We start from the raw sequence: 13,907 nt of genomic DNA, 5'->3' as shown, positions 1-13,907 counted from the left end.
ATTTGTCTCAGCCCTTTTACATTTAGATGTTGAAAAGGAGCAGTTATGCAAAAACAAAAAAGTTTCGATTCATCCAGCATTGGACAACTATATTTGGTGCCGACACCAATCGGAAACTTGGAAGATATGAGCTTTCGCTGTGTTAATAGTTTAAAGGAAGCAACGATTATTGCGAGTGAGGATACTCGAAATACTCAAAAATTACTCAATCATTTTGAAATAGCAACGCCTCAAATTAGTTTTCATGAGCATAATTACAAAGAACGAATTCCACAATTTATAGCTCGTTTAGAGGCAGGCGAAACGATTGCACAAGTAAGTGATGCAGGGATGCCGTCAATTAGTGATCCAGGTCATGAATTAGTAGAAGCGTGTATTGAATCAGGCATCAAAGTAATTGCCTTGCCTGGACCGACTGCTGGAATCACAGCCTTGATTGCTTCTGGTTTGTCGCCTCAACCCTTTACATTTTATGGTTTTTTGCCGCGCAAGAAAAAAGAACAAGTTGAGATTTTGGAACAGTTGAAAACGGCTATTCCAACACAAATTTTTTATGAGTCTCCCCATCGAATCGGGACAACGATAAAGCATTTCTCTGATGTTTTTGGTGAAGAACGCAAAGCCGTGATTTGTCGTGAGTTGACGAAGATCCATGAAGAATATCTTCGCGGAACATTGGCTGAATTGAGGGATTATTTGGCTGAACATACGTTAAAAGGGGAATGCTGTCTTTTAGTTGAAGGAGCTAGTGAACTAGAACCAATCGAAAATGAGGATCTGGAACTCTCTATCAAGGAGCATATTGACGTTTTGATGAATACAGGTAGTACGTCTAAAGAAGCAATTAAAGAAGTAGCGAAGTTGCGGGGCTTGAAAAAGCAAGAGGTGTATAAAGAATTTCATGTCGAATGAATTGAATAGTGAAAAAGGATGAGAGAAAAGCGTTTAGCTCAGAGAAATAAAAAGGAGTTGCTTTTGCCTTGCCATTTTCGGAGATTTAGAGCGCGAAACAAAACTGACCTTTAGTTTTTGTTTCGCGTTTTTTATTGGTTCACTAAAGTATTCCTTATTTTTAATTGGAAACGCTACATTGGTATAGATGTTATTTTTTATAACGTAAATTGTCAGAAAAATGAAATTATTTTAGTTGATTAAGTGATTTTTGCTAGGATAAATTAATAAACGATGCTAAAATAACCGACAAAGCTAAAATGAAGGTTGGCTTAATTTGGAAATTGGAGGGGTTTTATGGAAACAGGAAATAGTGCATTTATTTTGATTTGTTCTGCAATGGTTTTTTTGATGACACCAGCTTTAGCCTTTTTTTACGGTGGGTTAGAACGAAGGAAAAATATTCTCAATACAATGATGATGGTGATCTGTGTAATGGGATTGGCTTCAGTTCTTTGGATTATATTAGGCTATTCGATGTCTTTTAGTGGAGATAATCTATTCGTCGGTAACCTAGATAAATTATTTTTTGAGCATGTATCAATGACCAAAGGAGATACGATACCTGAAGGCTTGTTTGCAGGGTTTCAAATGATGTTTGCCTTAATTACCACTGCTATCATCACAGGTGCTGTAGTTGGTCGTATGCGGTTTTCCGCCATCTTTTTGTTTATCGCTATTTGGTCGATCGTGGTTTATTATCCGATGGCTCACATGGTTTGGGGCAGTGGATTTTTAGATAAAATAGGATCGATCGATTTTGCTGGTGGCAATGTCGTCCATATTAGTTCAGGAATTTCAGGTCTTGTATTGGCGATTGTTTTAGGACAGCGTCGTGAATATCGACAAACAGAATACCGTCCCCACAACATTCCATTTGTAGTGTTAGGTGCTGGCTTACTTTGGTTTGGCTGGTTTGGTTTTAACTCAGGCTCCGCACTAGCGGCAGATGGTCTAGCAATTCATGCTATGTTGACAACCAATACAGCAGCGGCTAGTGGCATGCTTTCGTGGATGTTGATCGAAAAGTTAGCGCTTGGTAAACCAACTGTTGTGGGTGCTTGTACTGGTGCTGTTGTAGGTTTAGTAGCGATTACGCCAGGTGCAGGATTTGTTTCTCTTTGGAGTTCTTTTGTACTAGGTGCTTTAGTAAGTCCGTTTTGTTACTATTTTATTTCATTTGTTAAACATAAAATTGGTTATGATGATGCATTAGATGCTTTTGGTTGTCATGGTGTAGGCGGAATTTTTGGCGGAATCATGACAGGTGTTTTTGCAGATCCAGCTGTAGGTGGAAAAGTTGGGCTATTATATGGTGGAACAGAGCTGTTCATCGCTCAAGTTGCTAGCATCGTGTTTACGATTCTTTTTGCTGGTGTTGCTAGTTTTATAATCATCAAAGGGATTCAATTGTTTATACCGATCAGGGTATCCGCCAAAGAAGAAGCTTTGGGATTAGATAGAATCGAGCATGATGAAACTGCTTATCCAACATTTATGGGACTAGATTCTTAGGAGGAAAATGGATGAAAAAAATAGAAGCAATCATTCAACAAGAAAAATTAGAAGAGCTGAAAATAACAATGACTGACAATTTTGAAACGATTGGACTGACCGTGAGCCAAGTGTTAGGCTTTGGAAATCAAAAGGGGTTAAAGGAATACATACGTGGTCAAGAAATTATCACCACATTACTTCCTAAAGTCAAAATTAGTATGATTGTTTTGGATAACGATGTAGAAGCTGTGATTGCCTTGATTTTAACGATTTGTCAGACTGGAGAAGTAGGGGATGGCAAAATATTTGTGTATAATGTAGAAGAGGCGATTCGTATCAGAACCGGTGAACGGGGATCAGCTGCGATAAGATAGTCTCATAGGCGGAGTAGTACTGAAAAAGTACTGCTTCTTTTATTTTAGCCATAATCAGTTGTAAATGAACAAACGTTCGTATATAATATGTGTAAAAGCGAGTAAACGATTTAGGAGTGAAAGCAATGATTGTTGAAGATCCCTTATATGGTTCGTTTGAAGTAGAAGAGGTTCTAAAAGCCTTACTCTTATCGAAAGAGATGGAACGATTAAAGGATGTTCATATGGCGGGGCCAGCATTTCTGATCAATCCCTTTTGGAATGAAACTAGATATGAACATTCTGTTGGCGTTATGTTGTTGATCAGAAAGCTTGGTGGTTCCTTGGAAGAGCAAGTTGCAGGATTACTGCATGATGTATCACATACAGCATTCTCTCATGTTATTGATTTGGCTTTAGCCAATAAACAAGATGATTATCACGAGCAAATCAAAGAACAAATAATCGAAGAATCTGCGATTCCAGCAATTTTGAAGCAATTTGGTTTTGATTATCAGCAGATTTTATTTAATGATGCCCAATGGCAATTATTGGAACAAGAAGCACCATTATTATGTTGCGACAGGATCGATTATACATTGAGGGAAATTCATCGCTATTTTTCAGTTCCATTACAGGAAATTCAACAATTTCTGACTGCAATCAACATTGTCGATGAAAAAATTGTTTTAGAGTCATCGGAATGGGCTATTTGGTTTATGGATCAATATAAAAAAATAGTGATCGACTTTTTTTATGATCCTCGAAATATATGTAGTTATGAATGGATGGCCAAGGCAATCCAGCTTGGGTTAGAAAGTCAGGATATTACCCCTCAGGATTTATTGTTGACAGATTCAGCATTTTTGATGAGATTACAAGCAAGTAATTCGATTGAAATTCTTCAACTGTTGACTAACATGAGCCAGCCACTAAAATATAGCATTTGTTCAAGTGAAGACAATTATGATATCTGGCAAAAAAAGAAAATAAGATTTGTCGATCCACTTGTTCAAACAATCGATAGAACAGTTCCAGTTTCTACACTTTCCACAATTGCACAAACTAAGATTGAAAACCTGCTCAATGATAGTAAAACAGGAATTTTTCTTAAATTTCATTAAGAGTGAGAGATCATCACATCAAGTTTTGAAGGAGGCTGGCAAAATGATCGGTGAACTGCGTTTTCCGTTGAAAAAGGACATTTCCCGCAAAATTATCCATATCGATATGGATGCCTTTTTTGCTTCTGTGGAAGAACGAGACCATCCTGAACTCGTCGGTCACCCCTTAGTGATTGCAAGGCACCCAAGTGATACAGGTGGAAAGGGTGTGGTAACGACAGCCAATTATGAAGCTCGGAAATTCGGGATTCATTCTGCAATGAGTGCCCAAAAAGCCTATGAATTATGTCCGGAAGCTATCTTTAAACCAGGAAATTACGAGAAATATTCTGAGATTTCTCAGCAAATTAGAGAAATTTTTCGACGCTACACAGATATTATCGAGCCAGTTTCAATCGACGAGGCCTATTTAGATGTAACTGCCAATAAAATCAATAGCAAATCAGCGATTAAAGTTGCTAAATTGATTCAGTATGATATCTGGAATGAGTTGCATTTAACCTGTTCAGCAGGTGTTAGTTATAATAAATTTTTAGCTAAATTAGCTTCTGATTTTCAAAAACCTAAAGGCCTAACGGTTGTGATGCCAGAAGACGCCGAAACTTTTTTGAAAGCTTTACCGATCGAGGCTTTTCATGGTGTTGGGAAAAAAACGGTTCCTAAAATGCATGATTTAGGTATTTATACTGGTGAGGATTTGTATAAACAAGATGAAATGGAACTAATCCGTCATTTTGGTAAAATGGGGTATTCTCTCTACCGAAAAGTTCGAGGAATTCATGACTCACCTGTAAGTATCACAAGAGATCGTAAATCAGTAGGCAAAGAACATACATATGGAACTCCACTAACTACAGAGGCGCAAGTGACAGCTCAACTAAGACAATTGGCGCAGCGAGTAGAGGAGTCTTTAGAACGAGTCCAAAAACATGGCAAAACGGTTGTTTTAAAAGTGCGCTATGCGGATTATACAACAGTGACAAAGCGTCGAACCCTACCGGAATATATTTCTAAAAAAGAAGAATTGTACTATCAAGCAAACTTGATCTGGGAAGAAATTCTAGGACTTGAACAAGGAATCCGATTATTAGGAATAACGTTGACAAACCTGGATCCCATGTCGTATGAGAATATGATATTACCTTTATGGGAAAAACAAAAAAATGAGAATGGTGAAGACTAGATTGATTTTGGGTAATATAAGACGCTAATCCTGATTATTCGTTGTCTCGTGAAATCTGTGCTACTATTAAAGGAGATTAATCGTTACGAAAGGAAAAACACAATGAGTAAAACAATTATGTGGTTTCGCAAAGACCTTCGTTTAGATGATAATACAGCTTTTAATAAAATGATTGAACAGAGCAAAAAGACCGAGGAACTTATCTGTATTTTTCAATTAAACCCATTACAATTTTTAGAAAATAGTTACAATCAAGAGGCTTTTTTCTGTAGTTTAAGTAATTTTTATGAACATCTTAAAACACATCATATCACCCTTCATTTTTTATATGGAAATGTAGCAGAATCCTTTTCAGAACTTAAAAAGGCTTATCCCGATTGGCGTACAATTTATTTTAATAAAGATGAACGCGGCTTCGGCAGAGAGCGGGATCAACAGATGCTTGATTCTTTTGAAAGTATGGCTATTCAAGTTAATGCGTATCAAGATAGTCATTTACATGGTGTAGAGGAAATCAAAAAGCCAACAAATGAAAGCTATAAAGTATTTACCCCTTACTATAAAAAATGGATGCAAATGCCTAAACGTCCTTATGAGAAAATGTCTAAGCATTCTCAATCATTTGTAACGCTTACGCATCCTTTATTTCATCGTGGCGAAAAAGAGTTTAGAAAAATTGTTGAAAAAATAGCTTTACCATTCGATTACGAATGCGGAGAGGATGTAGCGGAAAATGTGTTAAAAGAATTTATAAGTAAGCATTTACAGGATTACCAAAAAGCCAGAGATTACCCTGCATTAGATCAGACAAGCAAATTATCAAGATTTTTGAGAACAGGGGAAATCTCGATTCGCAAAATTTGGCATGCTCTGAATGCTGAACCAGAATCAGACGGGCGCCAAACTTTTATTTCTGAGCTTTGCTGGCGTGATTTTTACAATATGATTTATTTTGAGAATCCGATCCAAAAAACGCAGGAAATCAAAGAACAATATCGACAACTAAAATGGCAGGATAATCAAGAGTTGTTTGAACGATGGAAAAACGGTCAGACAGGTTTTCCAATCGTCGATGCAGCAATGAGACAACTAAATCAAACCGGCTGGATGCATAACCGCTTACGAATGATCGTCGCATCTTTTTTGACGAAAGATTTAATGATCGATTGGCGTTGGGGCGAAAAATATTTTCAACAAAAGTTGATTGATTATGATTCAGCAAGTAATATTGGTGGTTGGCAATGGGCCGCTTCAACAGGTACAGATGCAGTGCCTTATTTTCGAATCTTCAATCCTACGAGACAAAGTGAAAAATTTGATCATCATGGGGACTTTATTCGTCAGTTTATCCCTGAGCTAAAACATGTACCTAATGAATATATCCATGAACCAAATAAGATGCCATTAGCTCTTCAAGAAAAAAATGGCCTTTCAATTGGAAAGGATTATCCAGAGCCAATTGTAGAGCACAGCAAAATTCGTTCAGAGGTTCTTGATTTTTTTAAGGCAAGTATTACTTAAAAAGCAAGTGGGGAGACAAAACCGTTTTTAGGTTGAGCTCCCCACTTTTTTTTATCGAATTGTATTTTATAGTAAAGATTCTGCGCCATCTACATAAAGCTCTGTGCCAGAAATATTTGCGGATGCGTCAGTTGCTAAAAACAAAACAGATTGAGCAACTTGTTCACTTGTTCCAGTGTCATTTTTTAATGGGCGATCGCCTTCTGGAAACTCTACCTTGATTTCAACTTCTTTTAAGGCATCAGAGTAAGTTGTTTTTTCATTGATCGCAGTGTCGATTGCTCCAGGACAAATTGCATTTACACGAATGTTATAACGGGCCAGCTCTAAAGCTGCCATCTTTGTAAAGGCTACTTGTCCAGCCTTTGATGCACTGTAAGCGGAAGCTCCAAAATTATTAAAAATTCGCGTACCATTGATAGAACTAGTGATAATAATTGAGCCGCCGTTTTTCTTCATGTGTGGAATGGCAAATTTTGTACATAAAAAGGTACTACGTAAATTTGTATTTATTGTTTGGTCCCATTCACTAATACTTAGCGTTTCAATTGGAGCCCACGTTCCATTGATTCCGGCATTACTGAAAAAAATATCGAGTCCACCCAAACTATCGGTCAGCTCATCGATCGCTTTTTTTAAAGAAACTTCATTCGTTACATCAACGCTACGGTAATAACAGACATCGGTATCCTGTTTAAATTCTTCCGAAATAGATGCTAGGCGCTTTTTATCAGCATCGATCAAGCCAACAATAAACCCTTTTTCAATGAATAGTTTAGCTGTAGCATACCCAATTCCAGAAGCAGCACCAGTGATGATCGCCTTTTTTGAAGAGTTAGACAGAGTTGATATCATAATAAGTTTATCCTCCTAAATTTTTAATTGATTTTAATCATTAAGTAAGTGTTTATTTTATTGTAATATACATTTAGAAGATGAGCGAATGATTTGATAGGAGGACAAACTAAAGCCAATGGGGCCACAAGATTTCTCTTGTGGCCCCATTGGTTAAGTTATGGACTAAATGATAATAATAGTACCTAAGGATAGTCTTTAAATCAATTTAGCTTTTTCAATTTGTTCATAAGATTGTTCGGCATCATGACATTTTTCCCAGACAACAGCTTGCCCGCAAGCCAAGGATTTTTTTACATCAATGATTCGTTGATTGCTACTACCTCTGAATTGTAGATTCAAGTTTCTTTTTGACAATTCAAAGCGTCCATCAACTAAAATATCAATTTTGTTTAGTAGCTCAAGTTTATCAGCTGATTCTACTAACAGCTCCTCAAAGGTGTAGCCAGACCAAGACCAGATATCCTTCTTATGTCCAAATTCTTGATGAACTCGATCAACTATAGTCAAACAAACTTCTGTATTTAAAAAAGGTTCGCCACCTAGCAAAGTCAACCCTTGCACGTAATCATGTGCTAAGTCTTCGATAATTTTTTCCTCTAGTTTTTTGGTAAATGGTTTGCCATAGCGGAAGTTTTGGACGGCTTGATTAAAACAACCTTCACACGCAAATAAACAGCCGCTGACATATAAGCTATTTCGCACACCTTCACCATCTACAAAATTAAACGCTTTATAATCGGCGATATAATTTTGACTTAGCTCTGTTGCTAACCATTCCTGTGGTTTGGGATTTCTCATTTCTAATCCTTCTTTCAAAGAAAAACGATGCCTGTATAGAGCCACAGGGGGCATCGTTTTTTCTGGATTTTATTAAAGTGATTGGTTTGATCCACTTTTTATTGAATCTAGCTACACAAACCAACTCTTCGGAAAAAAGATAACAACTGCTAGTGTCAAAAAGCGTCACAATCAATTGATCCTATTTTTCAGTCGGAGTTACCGGTTTGATCCCCTTTTTATTTCATATGTTTTACTCTTGATGAGATTTCTTTATGTCTTCCGTGAACCATAGGGCGTGCTTGTGGGTTGCCTAGGTAGCCGCAGGTACGTTTGACAACATCGCATGATTTGGGATCATGATTGCCGCATTGGGGACATTCAAACCCTCGCTCAGTTGGATGAAAGTCGCCTTCAAAGCCGCATTCATAGCAATGATCGATCGGTGTATTAGTACCCAGATAACCAACGCGGTCATATGCGTAATCCCAAACAGCTTCTAAAGCTTTAGGATTTTGTTGTAAAACTGGGTATTCGCAATAGTGGATGAAACCGCCTGAGCAATATTGTGGATAATCTTTTTCAAAATCTAATTTTTCAAAAGGAGTTGGATTTTTACGAACATCATAATGAAAACTATTCGTGTAATACTCTTTATCTGTAATATTTTCAACAATCCCAAATTTCTCTGAATCTAAACGGCAGAAACGGTCAGTTAAACTTTCACTAGGGGTTGAGTAAACACTAAAATGATAGCCATAATCGTTGCCCCAAGCATCTGCATGAGCCTTCAAATCTTTTAAGATCGCAATCGTAAAGTCTTTTGCTTCAGGATTTTGTTCCCAATCACCACCATAAAAGGCAGAAGCGACTTCATATAGCCCGATATAGCCTAGTGAAACAGTAGCCCGTTTGTTTTTGAAGAGTTCATTGACAGATTCTTTTTTCGATAATCGTTTTCCAAAAGCACCATACATATACAGAATTGGTGCATTAGCTGGCGTAGCTTCTTTACAGCGTTCAACGCGATAAACCAGAGCATCTTTCATTGTTTCTAAACGTTCTGCCAAAAGGGTCCAGAATTTTGACTTATCACCGTGAGCTTCCATAGCGATTCTAGGTAAATTCAATGTGACGACACCTAAATTCATACGGCCCACGTTGATTTCTTCACCCTGTTCATCTTTCCACCCTTGTAAAAAAGAGCGGCAACCCATTGGAACTTTAAAACTACCAGTAAGCTCAACTAAACGATCGTAATTTAAAACGTCAGGGTACATGCGTTTTGTGGCACATTCTAAGGCAAGTTGTTTTACATCGTAATTTGGATCTGTTTCATTTAGATTGACGCCACGTTTCAAGGTGAAAATCAATTTAGGGAAGATAGCTGTTCGGTGTTCACTACCCAAACCATTGATCCGAATTTGCAAGATGGCACGTTGAATCTCACGTTCAAACCAATTCAAGCCTAATCCAAATCCTAAAGAAGTAAATGGAGTTTGACCGTTTGAGGTAAATAATGTATTGATTTCATATTCTAAACTTTGCATGGCATCGTAAATATCTTTTTTTGTTTTGCTTTTAGTATAAGCTTCTTGCCGTTCAGAACCTTCGATCCATTCTTTTGCATCAGCTAAATGTTTTTGATAATTTAATTCAGCAAAGGGGGCTAACAATTCATCTACACGGTCTGCTGAACAGCCGCCATATTGACTTGAAGCAACATTTGCAATGATTTGAGAAATTTGGGCAGTAGCTGTTTGGATCGATTTTGGCGCTTCAACTTCAGCATTACCGATTTTGAATCCATTATTCAGCATCCCTTTAAAATCAATTAAGCAGCAGTTAGTCATTGGAGTATATGGATGGTAATCCAAGTCATGATAATGAATGTCACCTTTTTGGTGAGCATTTGCAACATGAGCTGGCAACATTTTAAGGCCAATTGATTTACCAACGATTCCGGCAGTCAAATCTCGTTGAGTATTAAAAACATCACTATCTTTGTTTGCATTCTCATTGACGACAGATTGATCTTTATTGATTAATTTACTGATGGTAAAATTGATATCGGTTGCTTTACTCCGCTCAAAATCACGACGAGTTCGGTAATTGATATATTCTTCTGCCAATTCATATTCGTTTCTAGCGAGTAAAATATGTTCGACGATATTTTGGATCTCATAGATTTTCACATCTTCAGTGAAACGGTCAGAAATTTCTTGATCGATTCTTTCGACGATTTCTTGAATACGTTCATGGGCAAGAGGGTCTAAAGAACCATGAATCTTTTGTTCAGCTTTGATCAAAGCGTCATAGATTTTTTGATCATCAAAATCAACTAACCGTCCATCTCTTTTCACTATTTTCATCGTGTGCAAGGTCGAATCAGTAGAACCCTCTTGATTATTTGTGTACTTCATTTCCATCATTACTACCCATCTCCTCATAGATTTATTCCATCCTTATCATAAATCAATTCAATGAATCTTTCAACTATATGTAGTGTGAAATTTAATTTTTATTCCTGCTTTACAACTACATATAGTGTTTATGAGGAATGAAAAAATAATGAAAACAACTACCTAAAAGGTTTGTGGAAATTGTCACAACATTTTGGACTTGAAAAATAAATGATTGATGAATCTTTTTTTATTATTACTTAATTGTAAGGGAAAACGATGTTCAGTTACACAAAATATTGGTAGAATAAGGACAATGAAAAAACTGGAGCGAAATGTATGAAAAAAATTTTAGAAGTAAATCATCTAAGTCAAACATATGGTTACCGAAGTAATAAAGTACAAGTATTAAATAATATTTCTTTTTCTGTTGATCAAGGGGAATTTGTCGGCATTATGGGTCCAAGCGGTGCTGGAAAGTCGACGTTACTGAATGCCATCTCAACTATTACTTTACCAACGACTGGAACTGTGAGGATCGATGGACAAGATATATTGAAAATGCGTGGCAATCAAATCAGTGATTTTCGCCGAAAAAAATTAGGCTTTATATTCCAAAACTTCAATTTAATGGAGACCCTAAATGTAAAAGATAATATCTTATTACCCTTGGCAGTAGACCGGATGCCTCTGGCAGAGATGGAAAAACGCTTGATGCACGTTACTAGTATTTTAGGAATCGATCAGTTATTGACAGACTATCCTAATGCCATTTCAGTAGGACAAAAACAACGAGTGGCGGCAGCACGTGCCCTTATCACAAAACCTACAATTATTTTTGCAGATGAACCGACTGGATCGTTGGATTCTAAATCAGCCGCTGAGTTACTACAATATATGACGAATATGAATCTACAAGATGATGCGACGATCATGATGGTTACGCATGATCCGTATACAGCAAGTTATTGCAATCGGATTTTGTTTATCAAAGATGGTGCGATTTTTTCAGAAGTGGTTCGTCAAGGATCTAGGAAAGAATTTTTCAATCGAGTAATCGATATGCAAGCGACGATCGGCGGAGGTGGTCGGGTCAATGATTTTTAATCTGTCTTGGAAAAACTTTAAGGGACAATTTCTTAATTATCTTGTTTATTTTGTCAGCATGACCTTTGCAGTCGTGGTTTATTATTGTTTTAGTGCGATTACGTATAACAGGAATTTAACTAATAGAGTAGAACAAGAGATTCATATTGATGGTGCCATGAATTTAGGCGGTATTTTAGTTGTGATTATGATTTTAGGCTTTATGTTTGCAGCAAATCATTTCTTCTTATTAAAACGAGGGAAAGAAATAGGGTTATATCAGTTGATTGGCATGCGAAAAGAGCAAATTTCCTTTTTATTTTTTATCGAAACGGTGATTTTAGGGGCTCTTTCTTTGATCACTGGGATTATTTTGGGGATTATTTTTTCAAAGCTATTCTCAATGATCTTAGCGAAGGCGATGTTTTTACAAGTGGAAAGTCTGTTTTATATTTCGATCCCTTCGATGATTCAAACAAGTATTGCGTTTGCTTTTATGTTATTAGCAGTATCTTTGCGAAGTAGCTGGTTGATTTATCGTTATCAAGTGTCAGATTTACTTAGCAAAAAAAGGAAAAAGACAGCTGAGATAGATAAAGTGTCAACTCTAAGTATTTGTTTGGGTATTTTGGGCGTAGTATTGATCCTTATAGGCTATATTTTGTCGTATAATGTGATCCCTTTCGCCACATTTTTGATGCGGACAGCTTTTGGTTTTGCTGGTTTTTTGATTGCACCAATAGCAATCATGTTTATCTGCATGTTAGGTACCTATTTATTTTTTAAGTACACAATGTATTTAGTTGTCTATTTATTGGGGAAAAGTAAATCGAATTATTATCGAAACTTAAATATGTTGGCATTGGGCAATACGAAGGTACATATTAAAAGAGTGGGAACGACCTTATCATTTGTGACTATTTTTATTGCGATTGCATTAGGAATGATCGGAGGTGCAGCATCGCTTTATACGATTGGGATGAATTCTGTGAATATTACAGCCCCAACCGATTTTATTGTCGCTGAAACGGATTTCAAAAAAGTGACCCAAGTCATTGAAAAGGAACCGGATACATCAATTGATTCGTCAGTCACATTGAATTATAAGTTGACGGGTAGTCAATTTCATCTTAAAATTGGACAGGAAGTAAACGAAAATAATGTCAGTCCAATAAATATATTGTCACTTTCAAATTATCGTGAATTTCAAAAAATAAATCCTTATTTGAAAACGATTGACTTAGCAAATAAGCAAGATATTGTTATTTTAGACAGTATTCAAAATATATTAGGTGGCTTTATTCAATATGGTTCTGAATTTTTATTACCAGATGGCATAAAGCTTAATGTTTCAGATGTTCGTCCAGATTATTTAGGACAAGAGTTATTAAGGTATAATTTTCCTACAGTCGTTTTATCTGATGAGCAATTTGATGAGATCCATTCAGGCATAAGTTATAAATTAATTGCTTTCAATATTACGGCCAAAGATGAAGAAGCATTGGCAAATAAATTATCAGAAAGTGTAAAACCCAAATGGATATCTCCTATTTTTTATCAATATCAATGGCGTGATAACCAGTTGGAAGGTTACACGTCAAGTACCAGCCAACAGGCTGAAAAAGATCAAGAGTTTTCTGAAGAGAGCGAACAGGAATATTGGCAGTTGAATTATACCAGTCGTTTCTCAGAGCTAAGCTACGAGAGGCGAGAAATGGGATTATTTATTTATGTTGCCATGTTTTTAGGAGTCTTAGCGCTGATCATTACAGGCAGTATCTTGATGCTGCAGCAATTTTCAGAAGCCGAAAGGGAAAAAGAACGCTATGATCTATTAAAAAAAATGGGTGTTCCTAAACAGGAAATCACTAAGTTAGTTTATCAACAAAATAGTATCATCTTTTTTCCACCAATGATTATCGGTGTCTTACATGCTGCCTTTGCGATTTATGTGTTTAGTAAATTTATCACGAGTTCTGGATACTGGCTGGCCTATCTCTCTTGTGGCTTACTGATTTTGATTTATCTGGCGTATTACTTTTTAACATCAGCGATTTATTCCAGTATCATTCAAGGGAAAGACAGATAACAGCTTAAACTTTTCTTAAAAAGAATTAAAGCTTGCAAAGTAAACAAACAGTGAGCTGGATTTTGC

Annotated in this window: 11 protein-coding genes; 8 read left to right on the top strand and 3 right to left on the bottom strand. The window is 36.6% G+C overall.

The window, feature by feature from the left end:
* Positions 1 to 45: 45 nt before the first annotated feature.
* The 6 genes from rsmI (at position 46) to IGJ55_RS12415 (ending at position 6,629) form a co-directional block, all read left to right on the top strand.
* A complete protein-coding gene (gene rsmI, locus IGJ55_RS12440) occupies positions 46 to 912 on the top strand; it encodes a 16S rRNA (cytidine(1402)-2'-O)-methyltransferase (RefSeq protein ID WP_069640951.1) in 867 nt (288 codons plus the stop codon).
* 336 nt (positions 913 to 1,248) lie between these two features.
* Complete coding sequence (locus IGJ55_RS12435; protein ID WP_069640952.1) at positions 1,249 to 2,466, top strand: ammonium transporter; 1,218 nt, start codon at positions 1,249 to 1,251, stop codon at positions 2,464 to 2,466.
* An 11-nt stretch (positions 2,467 to 2,477) separates the two neighbouring features.
* Entirely contained in the window at positions 2,478 to 2,822 is a 345-nt protein-coding gene (locus tag IGJ55_RS12430) for a P-II family nitrogen regulator (RefSeq protein ID WP_207121199.1), read from the top strand.
* A 125-nt stretch (positions 2,823 to 2,947) separates the two neighbouring features.
* The gene (locus IGJ55_RS12425) at positions 2,948 to 3,925 is read left to right on the top strand and encodes an HD domain-containing protein (RefSeq protein WP_430606586.1); all 978 of its coding nucleotides are present in this window, start codon (positions 2,948 to 2,950) and stop codon (positions 3,923 to 3,925) included.
* 43 nt (positions 3,926 to 3,968) lie between these two features.
* Positions 3,969 to 5,108, top strand: a complete 1,140-nt coding sequence (dinB, locus tag IGJ55_RS12420) for a DNA polymerase IV (RefSeq protein ID WP_207121201.1) — start codon at positions 3,969 to 3,971, stop codon at positions 5,106 to 5,108.
* Between the two features lie 102 nt (positions 5,109 to 5,210).
* Positions 5,211 to 6,629 carry a cryptochrome/photolyase family protein gene (locus tag IGJ55_RS12415; protein WP_069640956.1) on the top strand — a complete coding sequence of 473 codons (1,419 nt, stop codon included), beginning with the start codon at positions 5,211 to 5,213 and terminating at the stop codon, positions 6,627 to 6,629.
* Positions 6,630 to 6,695: 66 nt separating this feature from the next.
* On the opposite strand, the gene IGJ55_RS12410 is transcribed toward IGJ55_RS12415, so the two are convergent.
* From IGJ55_RS12410 to nrdD, 3 genes are all read right to left on the bottom strand, one after another.
* Entirely contained in the window at positions 6,696 to 7,484 is a 789-nt protein-coding gene (locus IGJ55_RS12410; RefSeq protein WP_069640957.1) for an SDR family oxidoreductase, read from the bottom strand.
* 198 nt (positions 7,485 to 7,682) lie between these two features.
* Positions 7,683 to 8,285, bottom strand: a complete 603-nt coding sequence (gene nrdG, locus IGJ55_RS12405) for an anaerobic ribonucleoside-triphosphate reductase activating protein (RefSeq protein WP_429948975.1) — start codon at positions 8,283 to 8,285, stop codon at positions 7,683 to 7,685.
* Between the two features lie 218 nt (positions 8,286 to 8,503).
* Entirely contained in the window at positions 8,504 to 10,696 is a 2,193-nt protein-coding gene (gene nrdD / locus IGJ55_RS12400; RefSeq protein WP_069640959.1) for an anaerobic ribonucleoside-triphosphate reductase, read from the bottom strand.
* A gap of 309 nt (positions 10,697 to 11,005) precedes the next feature.
* On the opposite strand from nrdD, the gene IGJ55_RS12395 reads away from it, so the two are divergent.
* Together IGJ55_RS12395 and IGJ55_RS12390 are read left to right on the top strand one after the other, a co-directional pair.
* The gene (locus IGJ55_RS12395) at positions 11,006 to 11,773 is read left to right on the top strand and encodes an ABC transporter ATP-binding protein (protein ID WP_069640960.1); all 768 of its coding nucleotides are present in this window, start codon (positions 11,006 to 11,008) and stop codon (positions 11,771 to 11,773) included.
* A complete protein-coding gene (locus tag IGJ55_RS12390) occupies positions 11,763 to 13,841 on the top strand; it encodes an FtsX-like permease family protein (RefSeq protein WP_430606585.1) in 2,079 nt (692 codons plus the stop codon). Before IGJ55_RS12395 ends, IGJ55_RS12390 begins: the two co-directional genes overlap by 11 nt.
* Positions 13,842 to 13,907: the final 66 nt, after the last annotated feature.

It is taken from the genome of Enterococcus sp. AZ170, assembly GCF_050545135.1.
GTDB classification, from domain to species: Bacteria; Bacillota; Bacilli; order Lactobacillales; family Enterococcaceae; genus Enterococcus_L; species Enterococcus_L ureilyticus.
This window is presented reverse-complemented; position numbering and strand designations above follow the sequence as displayed.